Origin of the sequence: Rivibacter subsaxonicus, from assembly GCF_004217215.1 — a bacterium.
In the GTDB taxonomy this organism is placed as follows: Bacteria; Pseudomonadota; Gammaproteobacteria; order Burkholderiales; family Burkholderiaceae_C; genus Rivibacter; species Rivibacter subsaxonicus.
In genome coordinates, this window is sequence record NZ_SHKP01000006.1 from 53157 (window position 1) to 77103 (window position 23947).

General features: G+C 69.8%; 25 protein-coding genes, 1 other RNA gene and 1 riboswitch. Of the genes, 15 read left to right on the forward strand and 11 right to left on the reverse strand.

Annotated elements, in window-relative coordinates:
- Positions 1–143 precede the first annotated feature (143 nt).
- Complete coding sequence (locus EV670_RS10200) at positions 144–1121, forward strand: sensor domain-containing diguanylate cyclase (RefSeq protein ID WP_242616908.1); 978 nt, start codon at positions 144–146, stop codon at positions 1119–1121.
- Positions 1122–1151: 30 nt separating this feature from the next.
- On the opposite strand, the gene EV670_RS10205 is transcribed toward EV670_RS10200, so the two are convergent.
- From EV670_RS10205 to EV670_RS10225, 5 genes are all read right to left on the reverse strand, one after another.
- The gene (locus EV670_RS10205) at positions 1152–1970 is read right to left on the reverse strand and encodes a sulfite exporter TauE/SafE family protein (protein ID WP_130431768.1); all 819 of its coding nucleotides are present in this window, start codon (positions 1968–1970) and stop codon (positions 1152–1154) included.
- Entirely contained in the window at positions 1967–2437 is a 471-nt protein-coding gene (locus tag EV670_RS10210; protein WP_130431769.1) for an EVE domain-containing protein, read from the reverse strand. Before EV670_RS10210 ends, EV670_RS10205 begins: the two co-directional genes overlap by 4 nt.
- 50 nt (positions 2438–2487) lie before the next feature.
- Positions 2488–2667: non-coding RNA, 6S RNA (ssrS, locus tag EV670_RS10215), on the reverse strand.
- 39 nt (positions 2668–2706) lie between these two features.
- Positions 2707–3030: a cell division protein ZapA gene (locus tag EV670_RS10220; protein WP_130431770.1), complete on the reverse strand. Its 324-nt coding sequence runs from the start codon at positions 3028–3030 to the stop codon at positions 2707–2709.
- Positions 3027–3272, reverse strand: coding sequence for a DUF904 domain-containing protein (locus EV670_RS10225; RefSeq protein ID WP_130431771.1), 246 nt, complete (start codon positions 3270–3272; stop codon positions 3027–3029). Before EV670_RS10225 ends, EV670_RS10220 begins: the two co-directional genes overlap by 4 nt.
- A 164-nt stretch (positions 3273–3436) precedes the next feature.
- A riboswitch (cobalamin riboswitch) is annotated at positions 3437–3702 on the forward strand.
- Positions 3703–3779: 77 nt separating this feature from the next.
- Between EV670_RS10225 and EV670_RS10230 the strand changes: the two genes are divergently transcribed.
- Genes EV670_RS10230 through EV670_RS10240 form a run of 3 tightly spaced genes read left to right on the forward strand, consistent with a single transcriptional unit; the run spans position 3780 to position 7351 of the window.
- Positions 3780–5654 (forward strand): TonB-dependent receptor plug domain-containing protein, encoded by a 1875-nt coding sequence (locus tag EV670_RS10230; protein ID WP_130431772.1) that lies wholly within the window; start codon positions 3780–3782, stop codon positions 5652–5654.
- A 12-nt stretch (positions 5655–5666) separates the two neighbouring features.
- A complete protein-coding gene (locus EV670_RS10235) occupies positions 5667–6602 on the forward strand; it encodes a FecCD family ABC transporter permease (protein ID WP_130431773.1) in 936 nt (311 codons plus the stop codon).
- Positions 6599–7351 carry an ABC transporter ATP-binding protein gene (locus EV670_RS10240; RefSeq protein WP_130431774.1) on the forward strand — a complete coding sequence of 251 codons (753 nt, stop codon included), beginning with the start codon at positions 6599–6601 and terminating at the stop codon, positions 7349–7351. Before EV670_RS10235 ends, EV670_RS10240 begins: the two co-directional genes overlap by 4 nt.
- 1 nt (position 7352) lies before the next feature.
- Here the strand turns inward: EV670_RS10240 and EV670_RS10245 are convergent, their stop codons facing one another.
- From EV670_RS10245 to EV670_RS10270, 6 genes are all read right to left on the reverse strand, one after another.
- The gene (locus EV670_RS10245) at positions 7353–8159 is read right to left on the reverse strand and encodes a helical backbone metal receptor (RefSeq protein WP_242616909.1); all 807 of its coding nucleotides are present in this window, start codon (positions 8157–8159) and stop codon (positions 7353–7355) included.
- A gap of 59 nt (positions 8160–8218) precedes the next feature.
- Positions 8219–8863: an endonuclease III gene (gene nth, locus EV670_RS10250; protein WP_130432774.1), complete on the reverse strand. Its 645-nt coding sequence runs from the start codon at positions 8861–8863 to the stop codon at positions 8219–8221.
- A gap of 28 nt (positions 8864–8891) precedes the next feature.
- Entirely contained in the window at positions 8892–9572 is a 681-nt protein-coding gene (rsxB, locus tag EV670_RS10255; RefSeq protein WP_242616910.1) for an electron transport complex subunit RsxB, read from the reverse strand.
- The gene (locus EV670_RS10260; RefSeq protein ID WP_242616911.1) at positions 9569–10906 is read right to left on the reverse strand and encodes a polyhydroxyalkanoate depolymerase; all 1338 of its coding nucleotides are present in this window, start codon (positions 10904–10906) and stop codon (positions 9569–9571) included. Before EV670_RS10260 ends, rsxB begins: the two co-directional genes overlap by 4 nt.
- A 220-nt stretch (positions 10907–11126) precedes the next feature.
- On the reverse strand, positions 11127–13106 hold the full coding sequence (locus tag EV670_RS10265; RefSeq protein ID WP_130431777.1) for a DUF6600 domain-containing protein: 1980 nt from the start codon (positions 13104–13106) through the stop codon (positions 11127–11129).
- Between the two features lie 174 nt (positions 13107–13280).
- Entirely contained in the window at positions 13281–14483 is a 1203-nt protein-coding gene (locus tag EV670_RS10270) for an amino acid aminotransferase (protein ID WP_130431778.1), read from the reverse strand.
- 115 nt (positions 14484–14598) lie between these two features.
- Here EV670_RS10270 and uvrB point away from each other — a divergent pair, with 115 nt between their 5' ends.
- The 11 genes from uvrB (at position 14599) to dnaQ (ending at position 23941) form a co-directional block, all read left to right on the forward strand.
- Positions 14599–16719 carry an excinuclease ABC subunit UvrB gene (uvrB, locus tag EV670_RS10275; RefSeq protein ID WP_130431779.1) on the forward strand — a complete coding sequence of 707 codons (2121 nt, stop codon included), beginning with the start codon at positions 14599–14601 and terminating at the stop codon, positions 16717–16719.
- Complete coding sequence (locus EV670_RS10280) at positions 16716–17222, forward strand: low molecular weight protein-tyrosine-phosphatase (protein WP_130431780.1); 507 nt, start codon at positions 16716–16718, stop codon at positions 17220–17222. The genes uvrB and EV670_RS10280 overlap by 4 nt, the downstream gene beginning before the upstream one ends.
- Positions 17223–17360: 138 nt before the next feature.
- Positions 17361–17894: a Fe-S cluster assembly transcriptional regulator IscR gene (iscR, locus tag EV670_RS10285; RefSeq protein WP_130431781.1), complete on the forward strand. Its 534-nt coding sequence runs from the start codon at positions 17361–17363 to the stop codon at positions 17892–17894.
- Between the two features lie 43 nt (positions 17895–17937).
- Positions 17938–19158 carry an IscS subfamily cysteine desulfurase gene (locus tag EV670_RS10290; RefSeq protein WP_130431782.1) on the forward strand — a complete coding sequence of 407 codons (1221 nt, stop codon included), beginning with the start codon at positions 17938–17940 and terminating at the stop codon, positions 19156–19158.
- A 32-nt stretch (positions 19159–19190) separates the two neighbouring features.
- The gene (iscU, locus tag EV670_RS10295) at positions 19191–19583 is read left to right on the forward strand and encodes a Fe-S cluster assembly scaffold IscU (protein WP_130431783.1); all 393 of its coding nucleotides are present in this window, start codon (positions 19191–19193) and stop codon (positions 19581–19583) included.
- Positions 19584–19596: 13 nt separating this feature from the next.
- Positions 19597–19920 (forward strand): iron-sulfur cluster assembly protein IscA, encoded by a 324-nt coding sequence (iscA, locus tag EV670_RS10300; RefSeq protein ID WP_130431784.1) that lies wholly within the window; start codon positions 19597–19599, stop codon positions 19918–19920.
- Between the two features lie 86 nt (positions 19921–20006).
- A complete protein-coding gene (locus tag EV670_RS10305; protein ID WP_242616912.1) occupies positions 20007–20444 on the forward strand; it encodes a GNAT family N-acetyltransferase in 438 nt (145 codons plus the stop codon).
- Complete coding sequence (gene hscB, locus EV670_RS10310; protein WP_130431786.1) at positions 20441–20980, forward strand: Fe-S protein assembly co-chaperone HscB; 540 nt, start codon at positions 20441–20443, stop codon at positions 20978–20980. The genes EV670_RS10305 and hscB overlap by 4 nt, the downstream gene beginning before the upstream one ends.
- Before the next feature lie 21 nt (positions 20981–21001).
- A complete protein-coding gene (hscA, locus tag EV670_RS10315) occupies positions 21002–22873 on the forward strand; it encodes a Fe-S protein assembly chaperone HscA (protein WP_130431787.1) in 1872 nt (623 codons plus the stop codon).
- Between the two features lie 11 nt (positions 22874–22884).
- A complete protein-coding gene (fdx, locus tag EV670_RS10320; protein WP_130431788.1) occupies positions 22885–23223 on the forward strand; it encodes an ISC system 2Fe-2S type ferredoxin in 339 nt (112 codons plus the stop codon).
- A gap of 1 nt (position 23224) precedes the next feature.
- The gene (dnaQ, locus tag EV670_RS10325; protein ID WP_130431789.1) at positions 23225–23941 is read left to right on the forward strand and encodes a DNA polymerase III subunit epsilon; all 717 of its coding nucleotides are present in this window, start codon (positions 23225–23227) and stop codon (positions 23939–23941) included.
- Positions 23942–23947: the final 6 nt, after the last annotated feature.

The following is a 23947-nucleotide window of genomic DNA, read 5'->3' on the forward strand; positions in this document are numbered from 1 at the left end:
CCCTGATCGAACCACAGTTCTACCAATCCTCGGGGGTGCGGTTGGCGGTGCCGCCGCTATCATCATTTCATCCGGTGTCCGTTCGGACGCTCAGGCCCGAAGCCAACCGCGCGATCACAGCAATGCTGCCCGCCACCGAAGCGATGACCGCGCCCGCCCTGGATCCTTCGTGGATGTCGCTTGCCGTGGCGCTCGACGCCATCGGGGCCGCGGTTTACCTCAAGGACGGCAATAGCCGCTACGTGTTTGCCAACGAGGCGACGGAGCGGCTGCTCGGCATCGCACACGGCAGCTTGGCCGGTCGCGCAGATGCGGAGTTGCTGCCTCCGGCGCTGACCGCCACGCTGCGATTGCAGGATCAGGCGCTCGGCGTGCAACCCGGCCCCGTGCGCAGCGAGTTCACGATCGATCGCGACGGCCAGCGGCGCGAGTTTCAGACCGTGCGCATGCGGCTCGATCCGGCCGGCCCCGGCGGCGCGGCGCTGCTCGGCGTCTGGCTCGAGTCGAGCCCCTTGCGGCGTGCCGAGGCCTCGCTGCGAGAGGCCCTGCTGCAGCTCGAAGCCCAGCAGCAGGTCAACGCCGGGCTGCGCGAGGATGCCGAGAGCCGGGGCACCTCGCGTGCGGCCGGTGGCGGCCTGTACCCGGCCGAGCAGTTCGAAGATCACCTGCGGCGCGAGGTCGACCTCTCGATGCGCGAGCATCGCGAGTTTGCCGTGGTGCTGGTCGAGCTGGATCCGGCGTCGGCACAGGGGCCGGCGCACGACGAGGCCGACCGCGAGCGCGTGGCCGAGTCCCTCGCCGGTCTGCTGCGCGGCAACACGCGGGCGATGGACGCGCCTTGCCGGATGGGCCGCGACAGCTTTGCGGTGCTGCTGTCGGGCGTCGGCCTGGCGACCGCGCATTCGCGCATGGAGAGCCTGCGCCGCCAGTGCGCGACCCAGCTCGTGGTGCGCGACGGGCAGGCGCTGCGCTTCACGGTCTCGATGGGCGTGGCGAGCTTCCCGCACACCGCGCAGACGCAGAGCGGGCTGGTCCAGGCCGCCAGTGACGCGCTGGCCGAGGCCAAGCAGCGTGGCGGCAACCACGTGGCGCTGGCCAGCATCCCCTTCGACCCGCGCTGACACGGTTCGTGCAGCGGCCGCTGCGCGGCTTCAGCCGCGAACGGCCTTCCAGAGCATGTGGGCGGCAATGCCGTAGAGCAGCAGCGCGAAGGCGCGCCGGAGCTGGCCCACGTTCATCCTGTAGGCCATGCGGGCGCCCAGTGGCGCGCACAGCACGCTGGCGCTGGCCAGCAGCGCGACGCCCGGCAGCCACAGGTAGCCCAGCGAGCCCGGTACCGGGTTGTCGAGGCCGCGCCCGCCGATCAGGTAGCCGCTGACGTTGGCCAGCGCGATCGGCAGGCCGAGCGCGGCGCTGGTGGCGACCGCGTTGTGGATCGGCACGTTGCACCAGGTCATGAAGGGCACCGAGATGAAGGCGCCACCGGCGCCGACCAGACCCGAGACGAAGCCGATCACTCCGCCCGCGGCGGCGCGTCCGCCCGGACCCGGCATCTGGCGGGTCGGAGCCGGCTTGCGGTCGAGCAGCATCTGGGTTGCCGACAGCGCGACGAACAGGCCGAACACCAGCCCCAGCGCCTGGCCGCGCAGCATCGCGAACACGCCGGCGCCGGCCAGCAGCCCGCCGCCGACGATGCCCGGCGCCAGGCCGCGCACCAGGTCCCAGCGCACCGTGCCACGCCGATGGTGGGCGCGCACGCTCGAGATCGAGGTGAACAGGATCATCGCCATCGAGGTCGCGATCGCCATCTTCAGTGCGAGGCCTGGCTCGACGCCGCGGCCGGCCAGGATCCAGCTGGTGAAGGGCACGAGGATCATGCCGCCGCCGATGCCGAGCAGCCCGGCGAGAAAGCCGCCGATGCTGCCGAGCAATAGCAGTTCGAGGACCAGCCTGCCGTCGAGCAGGCTCATCGAGATTTGTCTTCGAGCCTGACCAGCACCGCGGCCCACTGCGCAGGGGTGACCGGCGTGATCGAGAGCCGGCTGCCGCGTCGCAGCAGCTCCATCGAAGCCAGCTCCGGCGCGGCGCGCATCTCGGCCAGCGGCAGCAGGCAGGTCTTGCGAACCAGCTTCACGTCCACGTGCAGCCAGCGCGGCGCATCGGGCTTGGACTTGGGGTCGTAGTAGGGACTGTGCGGATCGAACTGGGTGGCGTCGGGGTAGGCCAGGGCGCTCACCTCGGCGAGCCCGGCCACGCCGGGTTGCGGGCAGGACGAGTGATAGAACAGCACGCCGTCGCCGATCTGCATCGCGTCACGCATGAAGTTGCGCGCCTGGTAGTTGCGAACGCCAGTCCAGGGCACCGACTGCATCGGGGCTCGCGCAAGATCGTCGATCGAGCACTCCTCGGGCTCGCTCTTCATCAGCCAGTAGGCCATCGGATGGATCGCGTCGGGGCTGTCGCGCGGCGGCAGCGGGAGGAAGAAAAGGTGTCCGCCGCGAGCCGGGAGCCGCATTCCTGAACGCGGGGGTTCAGGTGGGCCAGGTCAGCAAGGCTTCGGGTTCGTCTGACGCGAGACGCTCACGCCCGCCTAGCAATGTTCCCAGCCCGGGCTCATATGAGCATTGGTTCAAGGAAATATAAAACTCCCGCGAACGCGACGGACGATCAAAGTGTACGACGCACCCGCTGCGTGCGGGCCTAGCGTTACAGCAGCTGACCGTCTGATCCGAGCAATGCATCGATGCGCTTGACCAGCGCATCGACATCGGGCTGTTCGTCGCCGGGAAGGCGCGCGGCCGGCTTGGCGGCGGCCGGCGCTGGCTCCGGCTGCCTGGCCAGAGCGTAGGCCAGGTTCAGCGCGGCCAGCACGGCGATGCGTTCGCGCGCGCGCACCTTGCCGGCGTCGCGGATCGCGCTCATTTCGCGGTCGACCTCGACCACTGCCGTCAGCAGTGCCTGCTCGCCACCCTCGGGGCAGCCGAGCAGGTAGCTCTGGCCCATGATCGTGACCTCGAGCTGCTTGGTCATTCGTCGTCGCTCCGCGCTTGACTGGAGGAAAGGTCCGACTCGGCCGGGATCGTGGCGGGCGGCAGCCGGTCGAGCAGCGCCTCGACGCGCTGACGCGCCGCCGCCAGGCGCGACTTCAGCGAGTCGCGCTCGGACGTCACCGCCGCCAGCTGCGAAACCGTCAGCGCATGCGTGCGCTGCAGCTCTTCATGCCGCAGCAGCAGCCGCTCCACGCGGTCGGCCAGATCGTCGATGCTCGCCATGCCATTCCTCTTCTTGGGCCGGCCTCGCGTCCGTGGATGCGAGGCGGCGCGCGGATTGTAGGTGGCGCCTCGCGCGCGCCCGCACGCGCCCGCATGCGCCCGGCACCCGGATGCGGGCGCAATGCACACCGCGGCCGTCGTCGCGCGGCAGCGTCGGCGCCAAAGCTACACTGCGCGGCGTTGGTGCTCGCACCGGTGGTTCCATCGGTGCAGTGAAACGGGAAGCAGGGCGGCGACACCTCGTGCAGCGGTGAAGCCCAACCTGCGCTGCCCCCGCAACGGTAAGCGGACGGCGTTTGGCTCCGCGTCGGAAACGACGCGATCCGGATGCCCGCTCGTGTGCACATGCCACTGGTCGCCCGAGGCGACCGGGAAGGTCGCACGGGTCGTCTCCGCCAGCCCGGAGACCGGCCAACAGGGGGTGCGTGCCGCGCAGCAAGCGGCGCGCGCCATGTCGCCAGCGCTTGCGGGGAAGCTCGCGCGGGCAGTGCCACCGTTGACCTCTCCATGAATCCCTCCCTCAAGGTCCCCCGGACCAGGCTCTCGCGGCTCGGCTGCGCCGTTGCGCTTTGCTGCGCCTCCATTTCCTCGATCGCTGCCGACGCCGATGCGTCGTCGACGCTGCGCCCGGTGGTGGTCACCGGCCTCATCGCGCCGCGCACTCTTGGCAGCGAGTTCGCCGCCACCAGCGTCATCACGCGCGAGGACATCGAGCGCAGCGGCGTGCGCGACCTGCCATCGGCGCTGTCGCGGCTGGGCGTGGTCCAGCTCGAACAGCTCGGCGGCCCCGGCACGCTGGCCACCGTGCGGCTGCGCGGCGCCGACTCGCGCGACACGCTGGTGCTGATCGACGGCGTGCCGATCACCGACGTCACCAGCGGCCTGGCCGCGATCGCCCAGATTCCGACCGACGCGATCGAGCGCATCGAGGTCGTGCGCGGCAACCTGTCGGCACTGCACGGGGCCAACGCCACCGGCGGCGTGATCCAGGTCTTCACGCGGCGCGGCGGCGGCTTCACGGCTGCGGTCAATGCCGGTGTTGGCAACATGGCCACGCGCGCCGCCAACGCCAGCATCGGTGCCGGCGACGGCATGTTCCGTGGCCGGCTCAGCGTCGGCGGCGAGCGCAGCGACGGCTTCTCGGCCGCCAACCCTCAGATCGCGCCGAACGCCAACCCCGACGACGACGGCAACCGGCGCCGCAACGCCGCGCTCGCGCTCGACGCCACGCTGGCCGAAGGCCAGGAACTCGGCGCCGACTTCAACTACTTCAGCGGCAAGGCGCTCTACGACGACCCCTCGTCCTTCGCGACCCCGACCGACACGCATCTGAGCGAAACCACCCAGCGCGCGCTGGCGCTGCGCGGCAGCCACCGCCTGTTGCCCGACTGGACCCTGGCCTGGCGCGCCGGCGCGAACGACGAGAAGCGCGAGAACTTCACCGTCGGCGCCTTCGGCCCCTTCGACTTCGGCAACGAGTTGCACAACCGGCAGGCGGTCATCGACCTCACCGGCAAGCCGCTCGCCGGCCTGACCGTCCAGTTGGGCGGCGAGCAGCTGCGCCAGTCGACCGACAACCCGACCTACACCCAGACCTCGCGCCGCACCAACACGCTGCGCGCCGGCGCCAGCTTCGATGCCGACTGGGGCGGCCTGCAGCTCAACCTGCGGCGCGACGACACCAGCGACTTCGGCGGCGCCAATACCGGCCTGCTCGGGGCGCGCTTCAACCTGGGCCGCGAGCTGAGCGTGTTGACGACGCTGTCCTCGAGCTTCACGCCGCCGACGCTCGACTTCCTGTTCTTCGACTGCTCGCCCTTCGGCTACGCCTGCAGCAACCCGAACCTGGTGCCCGAGCGCGCGCGCAATGCCGACCTCGCGCTGCAGTGGCAGGGCGAAGGCGCGCTGCTGCGCGCCACGCTGTTCGGCGCCCGCTACGAGAACAAGATCGCCAACGACGCCAACTTCGTGCCGCAGAACATCGACAGCGCGCGCAACCGCGGCATCGAACTGACGGCGCGCACGCAGCTCGGCGCCTGGCGTCTCGATGGCGAAGCGACCTTCCAGGATCCGAGCGACGACGCCACCGGCCAGCAACTGCTGCGTCGTCCGCGTCAGCTGCTCGCGCTGCGTGCCGGCTACGACGCCGACGCCTGGTCGGCCGACGCCGCGCTCAAGCGCGTCGGCAGCCGGCCCGACAACGGCGGCGTCACGCTCGAGGCCTACACCGTGCTCGACGCCAGCGCGCGCTGGCGCATCAACGCCGACTGGAGCCTGCAGGCAACGCTCGAGAACCTGTTCGACCGCGAGTACCAGCCGGTCTACGGCTACAACGGCCGGCCGCGCGGGGTGTTCGTGCAGCTTGGCTGGCAGCTGAGGTAGCGTGCTCGCCGCATGGAAGCCGACGCAACCCGCCTGCGCCTGATCGCACTCGTGCTCGCCGTGGCGAGCATGGGCCTGGTCGCGCTGGCGCTGTTGCTCGGCGCCGGCGGCCTCGATGCCGAACTGATCGTCGTGCTGCGCGCACCGCGCGTGGCGGCGGCAGCCGGTGTCGGCGCGCTGCTGGCGCTGGCCGGGCTGGCGATGCAGGTGCTGCTGCGCAACCCGCTCGCCGATCCCTACGTGCTCGGCACCTCGGGCGGCGCGGCGATGGGCGCTCTGCTGGCGTTGAGCCTGGGCCTGAGCCTCGCCTTCGGTGCCGCGCTCGGCGCGCTGCTGGCGGCCGGGGCGCTGCTGCTGATAGCGCGGCGTGCGCTGGCGGCCAGCGACGATGCCTCGGCTCGCCTGATCCTCAGCGGCGCGATGCTGGCGGCGCTGTTCGGTGCGGCGGTCTCGCTGCTGCTGACGATCACGCCCGACCAGCGCCTGCGTGGCGCGATCTTCTGGCTGGTTGGCGATCTCTCGGGTGCGAGCGGCGGTGTCTGGTGCCTGCTCGGCGCGGCGCTGCTGGTGCTCGCGCTGCTGGCGCGCCAGCGCAGCGTCGACCGGCTGCTGATCGGCAGCGAGGCGGCGGCGCTGCTCGGCGAACCGGTACGCCGGCTGCGGCTCGAGTTGCTGGTCGCGGCCGCGCTCGCCACCGCACTGGCGGTGGCCACCGCGGGCGCGGTCGGCTTCGTCGGCCTGGTGGTGCCGCAGACGCTGCGCCTGCTCGGCGTGCAGCGCACGCGCTGGCTGGCGCCGTTGTCGGCACTCGGCGGTGCGGCGCTGCTGATCGGCGCCGATCTGCTGGCTCGCCTGGTGGCCGCACCGATGGAGCTGCCGGTCGGTGCGGTGATGGCGCTGATCGGGGCGCCGGTGTTCATCGTGTTGTTGGCGAGACCGCGTTCATGAGCAGCTGCTACGCCCCCTTGCTTGCCACCGAGGCGCTGTCGCTGCGCGCCGGCGATCGGCTGCTTGTTCATGAGCTCGACTGGCAGGTCCGCCGCGGCGAGCGCTGGTGCGTGATCGGCCGCAACGCCAGCGGCAAGAGCACCTTGCTGCGCGCGCTCGCCGGGCTCGACGTTCCGGCCCGCAGCGGCAGCGTGCAGTGGCTCGGCCGCGAACAGCGGCAGTGGTCGCCGGCCGACGCGGCCGCGGTGCGCGCCTTCATGCCGCAGCAGGCGCAGGATCGCTTTGCGCTGCCGGTGGCGCGGCTGCTGGCGCTGTGCACGGTGGTGCCGGGCGCCCGCGATCTGCACGCCACGCTGTCGGCGCTCGACGCGGCCGAGCTGGCGCCGCGTAGCGTGCTCGAACTCTCGGGTGGTGAGCGACAGCGGGTGGCGCTGGCGCAGGCCGCGTTGCAGGGTGCGCCGCTCTTGCTGCTCGACGAACCGGTCGCCTTCCAGGATCCGGCGCACCAGTTGCAGGTCTCGGCCTGGCTCGCGTCGGCGCCGGCGAGCAGCGCGCAGGTGATCAGCGCGCACGACATCAACTGGATCGCGCGCACCGCCACGCACGTGCTGGCGCTGCTCGACGACGGCGCCGGTGGCTGGCATGCCGGCCCGGCCGCCGAGTTGCTCGATGCCGCGCTGCTCGAACAGGTCTATCGCTGCCGCTGGCGCAGCGTGCAGGGACTGTGGCTGCCCGACCAGAGGGCTTGATCTAACGCACCTTGTCGATCGCCTCGCAGAGCTGGCGCGCGCCGAGCACGAAGCGCGGCCCCATGCGCGCGATCAGTTCACCGGGCAGCAGGGCGTAGCGGCCGTCGCGCACCGCACTGACGCGCGATGAAAAGCGCTGCCAGCCTTCGAGGTGTGCGTCGTCGGCCTGGGCGCCGGCGGTGGCGATCAGTTGCGGGTCGGCCTTGACCGCGGCTTCCCAACTCACGGTCGAGGTCAGCGTCGGCAGCGTGGCAAACACGTTGACGCCGCCGCAGGTGGCGATGGCGCTGCTGATCAGGTGCTCGCCGTTGAGCGTCATCAGCGGTTCGTGCCAGAGCTGGTAGAAGACGCGCACCGGAGCGCGCTTCGCATACTGTTCGCCGAGCGACTGCCAGTCGAGCTGCAACTGTCCGGCGGCGGCCTGCGCGGCCGGCTCGGTGCCGAGCAGCGCACCGATCGCGCGCAGCGCGCTCGCGATGCCCTCGACGCTGCGGATCTCGCTCTCGTAGACCGGAATCCTCAGCGCTCGCAACTGCGCCTTGGCGCGTTCGTTGGTGCCGCTGCCCCACAGCAGAACCAGGTCCGGCTTCAGCGCCGCGATCGCCTCGAGATTGAGCGCGTAGGCATCGCCCACCTGAGGTAGTTTGCGCACCGCGGCCGGATAGTCGCCGTAGCGGCCGACGCCGACCAGCGCGGCTCCGCCGCCGGCGGCGTAGGCGAGTTCGGTCAGGTGCGGCGCGAGCGACACGACGCGCCGCGCCGGCTGCGGCAGCGTGATCGTGTTGCCAAGATCATCCGTGGTGCTCACCGGTGCGGCGTGTGCCGCAGTCACGGCCAGCAGAGCCGCCAGCACGAACGCAGCGGCCCTCATGCCGCCGGCGCCGGCGTCTTCGGCTTGAAACTGCACCACGCCGCCACCCCGCATTGCCAGCACAGCGGCTTCCTTGCCTGGCAGACATAGCGCCCATGCAGGATCAGCCAGTGGTGGGCGTCGACCAGGTAGGCCGCCGGCACCCGCTTCATCAGTTGCTGTTCCACCGCCAGCGGCGTCTTGCCGGATGCCAGGCCGGTGCGGTTGCCGACGCGGAAGATGTGGGTGTCGACCGCCATCGTCGCCTCGCCGAAGGCGACGTTGAGCACCACGTTGGCCGTCTTGCGGCCGACGCCGGGCAGCGCCTCGAGCGCCTCGCGGCTGCGCGGCACCTCGCCACCATGCTGCTCGACCAGGATGCGGCAGGTCTCGATCAGGTGCTTTGCCTTGTTGCGATAGAGGCCGATGGTCTTGATGTACTCGCCCAGGCCCTCGACCCCGAGCGCGAGGATCTTGCTCGGCGTGTTGGCCACCGGAAACAGCCGTCGCGTCGCCTTGTTGACGCCGACGTCGGTGGCTTGAGCCGACAGCAGCACCGCGGCCAGCAACTCGAACACGCTGCTGTATTCCAGCTCGGTCTGCGGCTGCGGATTGGCCGCCTTCAGCGTCGCGAAGAAGGGCTCGATGTCGGCGCTGTTCATCTTCATGCGCCGGCATTGTGCCGGCTGTTCAGGACTCGTCGCGACGAGCTCTGGCGCGCGCCATCGCGGCCTCGACCAGCGCGCGCTTGCGATCGAGCGCCGAAGGGTCCGTCAGCGTCGATGCGGTCGCGAGGTCGGCCAGTTTGGCTGCAGCCTTGGCGGCCAGACGTTCGTCGTGCTCGGTCCTGGCGCGCGCGCGGCGCGCCGTGGTGGCGCGATAGCGCCGTCGCGCATCGCTCGCCTGCTGCGGACCCCACGCGGCCCAGCCGGTCGGTGCATCGGAACCGGCGTCGACCGCGACCATCGAGATGCAGTCGACCGGGCAGGCCGGCACGCACAGTTCGCAGCCGGTGCACTGGGCGCTGATCACGGTGTGCATGCGCTTGTTGCTGCCGACGATGCAGTCGACCGGGCAGGCCGTGATGCACAGCGTGCAGCCGATGCACCAGGCCTCGTCGATCAGCGCCAGCCGCAGCGGGCCCTCGGCGCCGCAATCAGGGTCAAGTGGCAGCGGCGGCCGGCCGGTCAGCGCAGACAGCCGCGCGACGCCTTCGGCGCCCCCCGGCGGACAGCGGTTGATCCCGGCGCTGCCATCGGCGATCGCCTCGGCGTAGGCGCGGCAGTCGGGATAGCCGCAGCGCGTGCACTGGGTCTGCGGCAGCGCGGCGTCGATCGCTTCGACGACGCCGGGCGCCGCGGCCGTGGTCACGCCTTGGCGAGCGCGCGCTTTCGCGGCGCTGCCGCCTTCTTGCCGGCCGGCGCGGCCGTCGTGGTCTTCACCGCAGCGCGGCGCGGCTGCGGCGCCTGCTGGTGCTGCACGATGAAGTCGCGGATCTGCGGGTAGGCATGCTCGCGCCAGCGGCGGCCCGAGAAGATGCCGTAATGACCGGCACCGACCACGTCGTAGCGCTGCTGGCGCGACTGCGGAATGCCGGCGCAGAGATCGTGCGCGGCGTGGGTCTGGCCGGCGCCGGAGATGTCGTCGAGCTCGCCTTCGACCGTCAGCAGCGCGGTGCTCGTGATGTCCTGCGGCCGCACCGGCTTGCCGGCGACGGTCCAGGTGCCGTTGACCAGCGCGTAGTCCTGGAACACGGTCTTGATCGTGTCGAGGTAGTACTCGGCCGGCAGGTCGAGCACCGCGTTGTACTCGTCGTAGAAAGTGCGGTGGGCGTCGGCGCTGTCGTCGTCGCCGCGCACCAGGTCGAGGAAGTAGTCGTAGTGCGAGGTGACGTGGCGATCCGGGTTCATCGCGACGAAGCCTGTGTGCTGCAGGAAGCCGGGGTAGACGCGACGGCCGGCGCCCGGGAAGTTCTGCGGCACGCGGTAGATCACGTTGTTCTCGAACCAGCTGTGGCTCTTGTTGGTCGCAAGGTTGTTGACCGCGGTCGGCGAGCGGCGGGCATCGATCGGGCCGCCCATCATCACCATCGTGCGCGGCGTGGTCTCGCCGGCCGAGGCCATCAGGCTGATCGCCGCCAGCACCGGCACCGTGGGCTGGCAGACCGAGATCACGTTGACGTCGCCGCCGACATGGCGGATGAACTCCTGCACGTAGCGGACGTAGTCGTCGAGATGGAAGGCGCCGGCCTCGAGCGGCACCATGCGGGCGTCGATCCAGTCGGTGATGTAGACCTTGTGGTCCTTCAGCAGCGTGCGCACGGTGTCGCGCAGCAGCGTCGAGTGGTGGCCCGAGAGCGGCGCCACCACCAGCACGGTGGGCTGGGCGCGCATCTTCTCGAGCATCCGCGCGTCGTCGGTGTAGCGCTTGAAGCGCAGCAGTCGGCAGAAGGGCTTGGCGAGCGCAGTCAGCTGCTGCACCGCGATCTCGGTGCCATCGACCGAGATGCCGGTGATGCCGAACTCGGGCTTCTCGTACTCCTTGGTCAGCCGGTGCATCAGGTCATAGCCGGCGGCCATGCGCTGCGCGCCGGGGCCTTGGGCAAAGGGTGACAGCGGATGGCTGTAGAGCTTGGCGGTGGCGCTGGCGAACTCGGCGAAGGGGCTGAGCATCGCGCGCTGAGCTTCGTAGAACTGGTACAGCATGGCGGGGCTCCGGGAGAACGCACAAGAAGACAAGTGCACTCATGGTGCACTGCCGCATTCTAGGGACGCAAGCCCTCGAGTGGCGCCTCCAATCGACAGGGGAAGCCCGCTGTCCCGGACGCGACAAGGGGCCGTGCGAGCGACGAAATTCACGTTCCTCGCGGGGCGCCGGCATTTCGTCACGACCATGCCCGCGCCTGCACGCGCGGCGCCTCGGGACTCAGCGCTCCGCGCGTCGTGTCGAGCCGTCGCGATCCCTTGCACGCTCCTTGTCACGCTCGTTGTCGTGCGCCTTGGCACGGCGCTCGCCATCGGCGGGCGGTGCGGGACGCGGGACCTCGCCCTGCGGCGGCCGCGCCGCCGGCATCGGCATCTGCGCCGGTGCCCGCTGCTCGGCCTGCACCGGCGGGCGACCCGGCTGCGGCATGGCCTGCGACGGCGACTGCGGTATCACCTGTTGCTGTGGTGGCTGCCGGTCCTCTCGGCCCGGTCGATTCGACCACTGCGGCGGTTGGCGGAGCGTCGCCTCGGCGCCGCGGCCGGGTTCGGCGGGGGCCGTCGAAGGCGCCGGCCGCTGCGGCCTCTGGCGCTCGTCCTCGAAGCGCCCCGGGCGTCCGTAGTTGGGCAGCGGGCGCGGCTGCTGCTGTGGCTCGATGCTCGGCTGCTGCGGCACGGCGAGCGTCGGCGGGCGCGGCTGTTGCTCCTGCGGCCGGGGCACGACCGCCGCCGGTGGCAGCCAGGGTCGCTGGGGACCAAGCCCCGGCGCCGCGCCGTTGGACTGCGCCGGCGGCGCGGGCAGCGCACCGGGCGCCACCGCGATCGGGCGCAGTTGGGCGGCCTGGGCCGGCGTGAGCTGCACGCGCTCCGCGCCCACCGGGCGGCGTCCGCGCATCACCTCGTCACCGACCACGGTCAGTGCCTCGGGCCGCTGCGCGTAGCGGTAGGCCGGTGCGTCTGGACGGCCCGGCTGGTTCTCGGGGATGCGCGCGCGGCGATCGCCTGTGACCGGGAAGCCCGGCCGCTGTGGTGGTGCGATCACGTTGACGTTTCTGACGTTCGTCACGTTGACCACGTTGTACTGCTGCACATAGCGCGGCGAGTAGCGGTACCAGGGGCGGTAGATCTCGGTCGGCGCGAGCGGGAACCAGCCGACCGGCGACCCGCCGCCGATCGAGATGTTGACGCTCGCGTAACCACCACCACCGCCGACGAAGCCGACCAGCGCCGGCGACCACACCGGTCGCGCCGCCATCGGGCCTGGCACCCAGCCCCAGCGGCCACCGAACTGCGACCAGCGGCCGTAGTGGAACGGGGCGTAGCCCCAGGGCGAATCGTCGACCCAGGTGTAGCCCCAGGGCCGCAGGTAGACCCAGCGGCCGTAGCGGTACGGCGCCCAACCCGGGGCGACGACGGTCGGGAACCAGACGTTGCCGTAGACGTTGTCGACCATCCAGTGACCGTGTTCGTCGAGCGACTCGACGCCGGTGACCTCGGGCGAGACATAGCGCGACGCGGCCAGCCGCTCCTGGGCCTGGTCGCGCGCCTCGGCCCACTGGTCGAAGGGCGTGTCGCCGGCCGCCTGCGCCAGTTGCAGCGTGGCGCCGCCGCGCTCGATGGTGGCCTCCTGTCCGGGCGTGAGCTCGATCGTGTTGCTCGGCGTGACCACGCGTAGCCGGCCGGCCAGCACCGCCACCGTGAAGGCGCGCCGCTCGGGCTGGAAGCTGGCGCGATAGTCGCCGGGTTGCAGCGCCTCGGCGCGCACGCCGTCGGCGGCGAGGCTGAAGCGGTCGCCGCTGTAGAGCGTGCGCAGCCGACTGCGCACGGTGCCCTGGACGACGTCGATCGCGATCGCGTGGTCGTCGAGTTGGGCAAAGGCGGCCTGGGTGTTGCCGTCCAGGCGCACCGCGGTGCTGCCGATGCGCGTCTCGGCGCGGCCGGCAGGCGGCACGAACAGCATGCTTTGCGTGGTCAGCGGCCAGTTCAGGCGCGCCGGCTCCCAGGTGCCTTGCGGCTCGGAGGTGATCTGCACCTCGCCCTGCATGGCGCTCAGGCGGCCGACGCGCGCCGGCGGATCGACGACGTTGTCGTCTTGCGGCGCCCCGGTCTGCGAGGAAGCGACCGTGGTGCAGGCACCGAGCAGCAGCGCCAGCGCGGTGGCGGCGAGGGCGCCGAAATGGAGTCGCAAGGGGGAGCGGTTCATCCGAACAATCCGCGGGCCGCGGGGGCGGCCCGTCACTGCTTAACGCACCAGCCCCGGTTTCGGTGCATCGGGTGCGGCGACAAAAGGGCGCGGCAATTGCAAAGAAGTGCAATCCGGACGCCGCAAACACAACGACCGCGCCGGGCGCGGTCGTTTGCGGGGCGAATCGCTGGTTCAGACGACCGCCGCCATCGCCTTGGCCACGGCGCCGATGTTGTGCTCGTTGAGCGCGGCCACGCAGATGCGGCCGGAGTCGACACCGTAGATCCCGAACTCGCCGCGCAGGCGCTGCATCTGGGCCGCGTTGAGGCCCGAATAGCTGAACATGCCCTGCTGGCGGGTGATGAAGCTCAGGTCTTCCTTGACGCCGGCCGCCTTCAGCTTGGTGACCAGCAACTCGCGCATCGCCTTGATGCGCACCCGCATGCCGGCCAGTTCTTCCTCCCACAGCGCGCGCAGCGCCGGCGTGGTGAGCACGGTGGCGACGACCTGGGCGCCGAAGGTCGGCGGGTTGCTGTAGTTGGTGCGGATCACGATCTTGAGCTGGCTCAGCACGCGTGCGGCCTCGTCCTTGCTTTCGCAGACCACGCTCAGCGCGCCGACCCGCTCGCCATAGAGGCTGAAGCTCTTGGAAAAGCTGGTCGAGACGAAGAAGTCGATGCCGGCCTCGAGGAAACGCTCGATCACCGCGCCGTCCTCGGCGATGCCTTGGCCGAAGCCCTGGTAGGCCATGTCGAGGAAGGGCACCAGCTGGCGCGACTTGAGCACCTCGATCACCTGCAGCCACTGCACCGGGCTGAGGTCGTAGCCGGTCGGGTTGTGGCAGCAAGCGTGCAGCACGACGATGGTGCCGGCCGGCGCCGCCTGCAGCGCGGCCAGCATCGCGACGAAGTCGATGCCGCGCGCGGCGGCGTCGTAGTACGGGTAGGCCTCGACCGCGAAGCCGGCGTTGGTGAACAGCGCGCGGTGGTTCTCCCAGCTCGGATCGCTGATCAGCACCTTGGCGGCAGGGTTCAGGCGCTTGAGGAAGTCGGCGCCGATCTTCAGCCCGCCGGTACCGCCCAGGCCCTGGACGGTCGCGATGCGGCCGCTGGTGACGGCCTCGTGCGCTGCGCCGAAGACCAGGCCCTGAACTGCCTTGTCATAGACAGCGATGCCATCGATGGGCAGATAGCCACGCGGCTTGGCGGCCTCGACCAGTTGCTTCTCGGCCGTCGCGACGCACTTGAGCAGGGGCAGTTTGCCGTTCTCGTCGTAGTAGACGCCGACGCCGAGGTTGACCTTGGCCGGGTTCGGGTCGGCGTTGAACTGTTCGTTCAGACCCAGGATCGGGTCGCGGGGCGCCATCTCGACGGCGGCAAACAGGCTCTGGGACATTGCGGGCTCGGCAGGCAGGAGTTGGGTAGGCTGATCCGGCGCGGGTGACGGGCGGCCATTTCGGCTACGCTGGCGGGTTTCCCGTCGCCCTAGGGATCACCCGGAGTTTAAAGCCATGGCCGAGCCGATCGAACTTGCTGCAGTTGTCGAGGCCCCGTCCGCGGAGCCGCCGGCCGCAGGCGAATTCGTCAGCTTCGAGGGCTCGCCCTACCAGCTGTTCCAGCCCTATCCGCCGGCCGGCGACCAGCCGACCGCGATCGACCAGCTGGTCGAGGGCATCGGCGACGGCGAAGTGTTCCAGACCCTGCTCGGCGTGACCGGTTCCGGCAAGACCTTCACGATGGCCAACGTGATCGCGCGCACCGGCCGGCCGGCGATCGTGTTCGCGCCGAACAAGACGCTGGCGGCGCAGCTCTACAGCGAGTTCCGCGAGTTCTTTCCGAAGAACGCGGTCGAGTACTTCGTCAGCTACTACGACTACTACCAACCCGAGGCCTACGTGCCGCAGCGCGACCTGTTCATCGAGAAGGACAGCGCGATCAACGAGCACATCGAGCAGATGCGGCTCTCGGCCACCAAGAGTCTGCTCGAGCGACGCGACGTGATCATCGTCGCCAGCGTCAGCGCGATCTACGGCATCGGCAACCCGAGCGACTACCACCAGATGGTGATGACGCTGCGCACCGGCGACAAGTTCGGCCAGCGCGACGTGATCGCGCAGCTGATCCGCATGCAGTACACGCGCAACGACGTGGACTTCTCGCGCGGCACCTTCCGCGTGCGCGGCGACACCATCGACGTGTTCCCGGCCGAGCACATGGAGATGGCGATCCGCATCGAGCTCTTCGATGACGAGGTCGAGGCGCTGAGCCTGTTCGATCCGCTGACCGGCAAGATCCGCCAGAAGATCCCGCGCTTCACGGTCTACCCCAGCAGCCATTACGTGACGCCGCGCGAGCGCGTGCTGGCCGCGGCCGACGCGATCAAGGAAGAGCTGCGCACCCGCCTGGCCGAACTGGTCGGCATGGGCAAGCTGGTCGAGGCCCAGCGCCTGGAACAGCGCACCCGCTTCGACCTGGAAATGCTGCAGGAGGTGGGTCACTGCAAGGGCATCGAGAACTACTCGCGCCATCTCTCGGGCGCCGCGCCCGGCGAGCCGCCGCCGACGCTGGTCGACTACCTGGCGCCCGACGCGCTGATGTTCCTCGACGAGAGCCACGTGCTGATCGGCCAGTTCGGTGGCATGTACAACGGCGACCGCGCGCGCAAGCAGACGCTGGTCGAGTACGGCTTCCGGCTGCCGAGCGCGATGGACAACCGGCCGCTCAAGTTCGAGGAGTTCGAACGCAAGATGCGCCAGGCGGTGTTCGTCTCGGCCACGCCGGCCGCCTACGAGCAGCAGCATGCGGGCAAGGTCGTCGAGCAACTGGTGCGGCCGACCGGGCTGGTCGATCCGATCGTCGAGGTGCGGCCGGCCACGCACCAGGTGGACGACGTCCTGCAGGAGATCCACGAGCGCGTGAAGGTCAACGAGCGGGTGCTGATCACCACGCTGACCAAGCGCATGGCCGAGCAGCTCACCGACTACCTCGCCGACAACGGCGTCAAGGTGCGCTACCTGCACAGCGACATCGACACCGTCGAGCGCGTGGAGATCCTGCGCGACCTGCGCCTGGGTACCTTCGACGTGCTGGTCGGCATCAACCTGCTGCGCGAGGGGCTCGACATCCCCGAGGTCTCGCTGGTGGCGATCCTCGACGCCGACAAGGAAGGCTTCTTGCGCGCCGAGCGCAGCCTGATCCAGACCATCGGCCGAGCCGCGCGCAACGTCAACGGCCGCGCGATCCTCTACGCCGACCGCATCACCGAGTCGATGCGCAAGGCGATCGACGAGACCGAGCGCCGGCGTGCCAAGCAGGTCGCGTTCAACCTCGAGCACGGCATCACGCCGATCGGCATCAAGAAGCAGGTGCGCGACATGATCGACGGCGTCTATTCGGCGCAGGCCAAGGACGACCAGAAGGCGCTGCAGGCTGCCGAGTTCGAGGCGCTCAGCGAGAAGGACGTCGGCCGCCGCATCAAGCAGCTCGAGAAGCAGATGCTCGAGCACGCCAAGAACCTCGAATTCGAGAAGGCGGCGCGGGTGCGCGACCAGCTCGCGATCCTGCGCGAGCAGGTCTTCGGCGGCGCGGGCCATGACAACGTGCTGCCGATCGCCGGAGGTCAGAAGCGATGAGCGGCGATGCGCGGCGGCCGCCGTTTCGCATCCTGATGGTTTGCATGGGCAACATCTGCCGCAGTCCGACCGCCGAGGGCGTGCTGCGCCACAAGTTGCAGGCTGCCGGGCTGGACGGCCTGGTCGAGGTCGATTCGGCAGGGACGCACCGCTACCACGTCGGCAATCCGCCCGACGAGCGCAGCCAGCGCCACGCGCTGCGGCGCGGCATCGATCTCTCCGCACAGCGGGCGCGCGAGGTGGTCGACGCCGACTTCGAGCGCTTCGACCTGCTGCTGGCGATGGACTGGGACAACCTGGCGCTGCTCGAAGACGCCTGCCCGCACCCGCGCTTCAAGCCACGGCTGCGGCGACTGATGGAGTACGCCCCGGCGGCCGGCACCGAGATCGTGCCGGACCCCTACAGCGGCGGTGCGGCCGGTTTCGAGCGCGTGCTCGACCTGGTGGAACTGGCGTGCGAGGGGCTGCTCGACGATTTGTCCAGGACGCTCGGCTCTCGGTAGGGCAACCGGCGCCCGGTCCGCCGACCAAACCGCGCGCTTTCCCCTATAATCGAGTTAATCAGTCGGGATTAGCCGGTTGAGCATGAGGCAAGCAAGCCGGCCGGTCCATCGGCCGGTAGCCAGTCCAAGGAGTTCGTCATGCGTCTCACCACCAAAGGCCGCTTCGCCGTCACCGCCATGATCGATCTCGCGCTGCGCGAGCACACCGGTCCGGTAGCGCTGGCCGCGATCAGTGCGCGCCAGCAGATCTCGCTGTCCTACCTCGAGCAACTGTTTGGCAAGCTGCGCCGCAGCGAGCTGGTCGAGAGCACCCGTGGCCCCGGCGGCGGCTACTCGCTGGGCCGCAAGTCGGACGACATCACCGTGGCCGACATCATCGTCGCGGTCGACGAGCCGATCGACGCCACCGGCTGCAGTGGCAAGGAAAACTGCATGGGCGACGACACCGGCAAGTGCATGACGCACGACCTGTGGGCCAGCCTGAACAAGAAGATGATCGAGTACCTCGACTCGATCTCATTGCGCAAGCTGGTCGACGAACAGCTGGCCAAGGGCATCTCGATCGAGGAAGCGCCGATCAAGCGCGCCATCTCGAGTGCACCGGTGGTCAAGCCGATCAAGATCACCGCGCCGAACTCGGTTTTCGCCCTCGGCAACGCCTTCAACAAATAAGCATCTCGCCAGCCATCCCTTCGTACTCAGGGACGAGCCCGCCATGGACATGACTCCTCACTTCCCGATCTACATGGACTACGGCGCCACCAGCCCGGTGGACCCGCGCGTGGTCGACGCGATGATTCCCTGGTTGCGCGAGCACTTCGGCAACCCGGCCTCGCGCAGCCACGCCTGGGGCTGGGAAGCGGAAGAGGCGGTCGAGAAGGCGCGCGAGAACGTGGCCGCGCTGATCGGTGCCGACCCGCGCGAGATCGTCTGGACCTCGGGCGCCACCGAGAGCAACAACCTCGCGATCAAGGGTGCGGCGCAGTTCTACAAGACCCGCGGCAAGCACCTGGTGACGGTCAAGACCGAGCACAAGGCGGTGCTCGACACGATGCGCGAGCTGGAGCGCCAGGGCTTCGAGGTCACGTACCTCGAGGTGCAGGAAGACGGCCTGCTCGACCTCGAGAAGTTCAAGGCCGCGCTGCGACCGGACACGATCCTGGCCTCGGTGATGTTCGTCAACAACGAGATCGGCGTGGTGCAGGACGTGGCGGCGATCGGCGCGATCTGTCGCGAGCGCGGCATCGTCTTCCATGTGGACGCGGCGCAGGCTACGGGCAAGGTCGAGATCGACCTCGCCACGCTGCCGGTCGACCTGATGAGCCTGGCCTCGCACAAGAGCTACGGCCCGAAGGGCATCGGCGCGCTCTACGTACGGCGCAAGCCGCGCGTGCGCCTGGAGGCGCAGATGCACGGCGGCGGCCACGAGCGCGGACTGCGCTCGGGCACGCTGCCGACGCACCAGTGCGTCGGCATGGGCGAGGCCTTCCGCATCGCGCGCGAGGAGATGGGCGTCGAGTTGCCGAAGATCCGCGCGCTGCAACAGCGCCTGCTGGCGGGCCTGTCGGACATCGAGCAGACCTTCCTCAACGGCCACGCCACCAGGCGCGTGCCGCACAACGTCAACATGAGCTTCAACTTCGTCGAAGGCGAGTCGCTGATCATGGGCATCAAGGGCCTGGCGGTCAGCTCCGGTTCGGCCTGCACCTCGGCCAGCCTGGAGCCGAGTTATGTGCTGCGGGCCCTGGGCCGCAGCGACGAGCTGGCGCATTCGAGCCTGCGCATCACGATCGGCCGTTTCACGACCGAAGAAGAAGTCGACTACGCGATCAGCACCATCCGCCACAACGTGGCCAAGCTGCGCGAACTCTCGCCGCTGTGGGAGATGCACCAGGACGGCATCGACATCAGCACCATCCAGTGGGCCGCCCACTGACATAAACCGGAATACTCCCGAAGGAGGTCATCATGGCCTACAGCGAAAAAGTCATCGAGCATTACGAGAACCCGCGCAACGTCGGATCCTTCGACAAGGGCGACGCGACGGTCGGCACCGGCATGGTCGGCGCTCCTGCCTGCGGCGACGTGATGAAGCTCCAGATCAAGGTCAACCCGCAGACCGGTGTGATCGAGGACGCGCGCTTCAAGACCTATGGCTGCGGCTCGGCGATCGCGTCGAGCTCGCTGGTCACCGAATGGGTCAAGGGCAAGACGCTCGACGAGGCGGTGACGATCAAGAACACCCAGATCGCCGCCGAACTGGCGCTGCCGCCGGTCAAGATCCACTGTTCGATCCTGGCCGAGGACGCGATCAAGGCTGCCGTCGACGACTACAAGGCGCGCCACGGCGCGGCAGCTTGAGGTCGGAGTCGCGATGCCCGTCACGCTGACCGAAGCCGCCGCCAAGCACGTCACCCGCTACCTTGCCCGCCGCGGCAAGGGCGTGGGCGTGCGCCTAGGCGTCAAGACCACCGGCTGCTCGGGCCTGGCCTACAAGCTCGAGTACGCCGACGAGGCGCAGCCCGAGGACGTGGTCTTCGAGCAGCATGGCGTGAAGGTGCTGGTCGACCCGAAGAGCCTGCCCTACATCGAGGGCACCGAGCTCGACTTCGTGCGCGAAGGCCTCAACGAGGGCTTCAAGTTCCACAACCCGAACGAGCGCGACCGCTGCGGCTGCGGCGAATCGTTCCGCATCTGAGTTTCAGCATGGGCTTCACGACGGGCGCGGCAGATGCCGCGCCTTTTGCTTTGTCGATCCGGCCCACTCGTCCGGACGAGGCAACGGTGCGCGAACTGCTTGACCAGCTCGACAGCTACCTCGCCAGCCTTTACGCCCCCGAGGACAACCACATCCTCGGCATCGAGGCGCTGCTGGCGCCGGACATCGTCTTCCTCGGCGCCTGGCAGGGCGAGTCGCTGCTCGGCTGCGGCGCGCTTCGCGCGATGCCCGGCGAGGCCGATACCAGCGGCCGGCCCTATGCAGAGATCAAGCGAATGATGGTGCAGCCCGCAGCGCGCGGCCAGCGCATCGGCGCGCGGCTGCTGGCGGCGCTGGAAGACGCGGCCGGCGAGCGCGACCTGCCACTTGCGCTGCTCGAGACCGGGCGCGACCAGCTCGAGGCGGTGCGCCTCTACGAGCGCGCCGGCTACACGCTGCGCGGCACCTTTGGCGGCTACCCCGACAACGGCCTGAGCCTGTTCTACGAAAAGCGACTGGCATGAACGCGCCCGAGCCCCTGCTTGCCATCGACGCCGACGACTTCTCGCTGTTCGGCCTGCCGCGCCGCTTTGCGCTGGAGCGCAGCGAGGTCGATGCGCGCTGGAAGTCGCTGCAGGCGCGCGTGCACCCGGACCGCTTTGCCAGCGAAGGCGCCGCCGCGCAGCGCATCGCGATGCAATGGGCGGTGCGCGTCAACGAGGCCCAGCGCCGGCTGCGCGATCCGCTGCAGCGTGCGGCGCTGCTGTGCGAGCTGCTCGGCGCGCCGGTCGGTGCAGCCAACAACACCGCGATGCCGCCCGCCTTCCTGATGCAGCAGATGCACTGGCGCGAGGAACTCGACGAGGCGCGCGACGCGGCGGCGATCGACGCCATCGCGCGCGAGGTCCAGGCCGATCGCCAGCGCCATCTGCGCGCGCTCGAGGCCGCCCTCGACCAGCGCGCCGACGGCCCGGCCGCCGCCGCCGAACTGAGAGCCCTCATGTTCATCGAGCGCTTTGGCGAGGAACTCGATCGCCGGCTCGAGGCGCTGGGACAATGACGTCCTGATTCCCCGTTCATCATGGCCCTGCTCCAGATCTCCGAACCCGGCCAGTCGCCGGACCCGCACCAGCGCCGCATCGCCGTCGGCATCGACCTCGGCACGACCCACTCGCTGGTGGCCGCGGTGCGCTCCGGCGTTGCCGAATGCCTGCCCGATGCGCAGGGCCGCGTGATCCTGCCCTCGGCGGTGCGCTATCTCGACGAACGGCGGCGCGCGATCGGCTTCGATGCGCTCGCGGCGCAGGCCGACGACCCCGAGCACACCGTGGTCTCGGTCAAGCGCTTCATGGGTCGCGCGCTGGCCGACGTGGCCGGTGCCGACAAGCTGCCCTACCGCTTCGAAGACCGGCCCGGCATGCTGGCGCTGCACACCCGCGCCGGCGTGAAAAGTCCGGTCGAGGTCTCGGCCGAGATCCTCGCCACGCTCCGTCAGCGCGCCGAGGACAGCTTCGACACCGACGAGCTCTTCGGTGCCGTCATCACGGTGCCGGCCTATTTCGACGATGCCCAGCGCCAGGCCACCAAGGACGCGGCGCAACTGGCCGGGCTGAACGTGCTGCGCCTGATCAACGAGCCGACCGCGGCCGCGATCGCCTACGGGCTGGAGAACGGCAGCGAGGGCCTCTACGCGATCTACGACCTCGGCGGCGGCACCTTCGACATCTCGCTGCTGCGCCTGGCCAAGGGCGTGTTCGAGGTGGTCGCGACCGGCGGCGACTCGGCGCTCGGCGGCGACGACTACGACGAGCGCGTGGCCGAACTGTTGCTCTCGAAGGCGGGCCTACCGGGATTGAGCGCGGTCGACGCGCACGACAAGCGAGCGGTGCTGCGCGAGGCGCGCGCGATCAAGCAACAGCTCAGCGTCGAAGCCGACGCGCGCGCGCAGATCGGCCTCAAGGCCGGCCGCATCGACTCTGCTCTCACGCGTGCCGAGTTCGAGGCCGCGACCGCGCCGCTGACCCAGCGCACCGTCGACCTGATGCGCAAGGTGCTGCGCGACGCCAAGGTCGGCCGCGAGGAAGTGCAGGGCGTGGTGCTGGTCGGCGGTTCGACCCGCATGCCGGTGGTGCGCGCCGCGGTCGAGGCCTTCTTCGGCCGCGCGCCGCTGACCAACCTGAACCCCGACGAGGTGGTCGCGCTCGGCGCTGCGATCCAGGCTAACCAGCTCGCCGGCCATGGCCGCGACGGTGAATTGCTGCTGCTCGACGTGACGCCGCTTTCGCTGGGCATCGAAACGATGGGCGGCCTGGTCGAACGCATCATCCCGCGCAACAGCCCGATCCCGACCGCGCGCGGCCAGGACTTCACGACCTACCAGGACGGCCAGACCGCGCTCGCGGTGCACGTGGTGCAGGGCGAGCGCGAGCAGGTCGAGCTGTGCCGCTCGCTGGCGCGCTTCGAACTGCGCGGCATCCCGCCGATGGTGGCCGGTGCGGCGCGCATCCGCGTCAGCTTCACGGTCGACGCCGACGGGCTGCTCAGCGTCAGCGCGCGCGAACTGGGCTCCGGTGTCGAGGCCAGCGTGGTGGTCAAGCCGAGCTATGGCCTGGCCGACGAGCAGATCGCGCAGATGCTCCAGGAAGGCTTTGCCACCGCCGAGGGCGACATGCGCGACCGCGCGCTGCGCGAGGCCAGGGTCGACGCGCAGCGGCTGGTGCTGGCGACGCGCTCGGCGCTGGCGGCCGATGGCGATCTGCTCGACGCCGAGGAGCGTGCGCTGATCGATGCCGACATCGCCGCGTTGGAGGCCGCACACACCGACAGCACCGAGCCCGCCGCCATCGAGGCCGCGACCAAGGCGCTGGCCGACGCGACCGAGGCCTTTGCCGCGCGCCGCATGAATCGCGGTATCCGCCAGGCCTTGTCGGGGCGCCGGCTCGACGAACTCTGAACAGCACCGCGATGACCACCATCCGCATCCTGCCGCACCCCGAGTACTGCCCCGAGGGCGCGACCGTGCAGGCCGACCCGGGTACCTCGATCTGCGAGGCGCTGCTCGAGCACGACATCAAGATCGAGCACGCCTGCGACATGAGCTGCGCCTGCACCACCTGCCACGTGATCGTGCGCGAGGGCTTCAATTCGCTCGGCGAGATGGACGAGAGCGAGGAAGACCTGCTCGACCGCGCCTGGGGCCTGGAGCCCAATTCGCGGCTGAGCTGCCAGGCGATCCTGTCGCAGACCGACGTGGTGGTGGAGATCCCGAAGTACTCGATCAACCACGCAAAAGAGAACCACTGAGATGTCCAGGCAAGTCTTCCTCGACACCGAAACCACCGGCCTCAGTCCGGAGAACGGCGACCGCGTCATCGAGATCGGTTGCGTGGAACTGGTGAACCGGCGCTACAGCGGCCGCAATCTGCACTTCTATCTGAACCCCGAGCGCAAGAGCCACGAGGACGCGATCAAGGTCCACGGCCTGACCGACGAGTTCCTGGCCGACAAGCCCAGGTTCGCGGCGGTAGTCGAGGAACTGCTCGAGTACGTGCAGGGCGCCGAGATCATCATCCACAACGCCACCTTCGACCTCGGCTTCCTCGACGAGGAACTCAAGCGCCTGGGCCGCCAGCCCTTCACCCGCCACGTGGCCGGCGTGGTCGACAGCCTGACGATGGCGCGCGAGATGTTCCCCGGCAAGAGCAACTCGCTCGATGCGCTGTGCAAGCGGCTCGAGGTCGACAACAGCAATCGGAGCCTGCACGGTGCGCTGCTCGACGCCGGGCTGCTGGCCGAGGTCTACATCCGCATGACGCGCGGCCAGGATTCGCTGGTGATCGACGCGGCCGATGGCGGCGGCGCGCAGAACGGCGAGGTCGCGCTGGTCGAGGTCGACCTCGCTTCCTTCAGCCCGCCGGTCATCGAGCCGAGCGCGCTCGAACTCGAGGCCCATGCCGCGATGCTGGCCGAACTCGACAAGGCCAGCGGCGGCAAGAGCAGGTGGAAGGTGCTCGGCGACTGAGCTCCG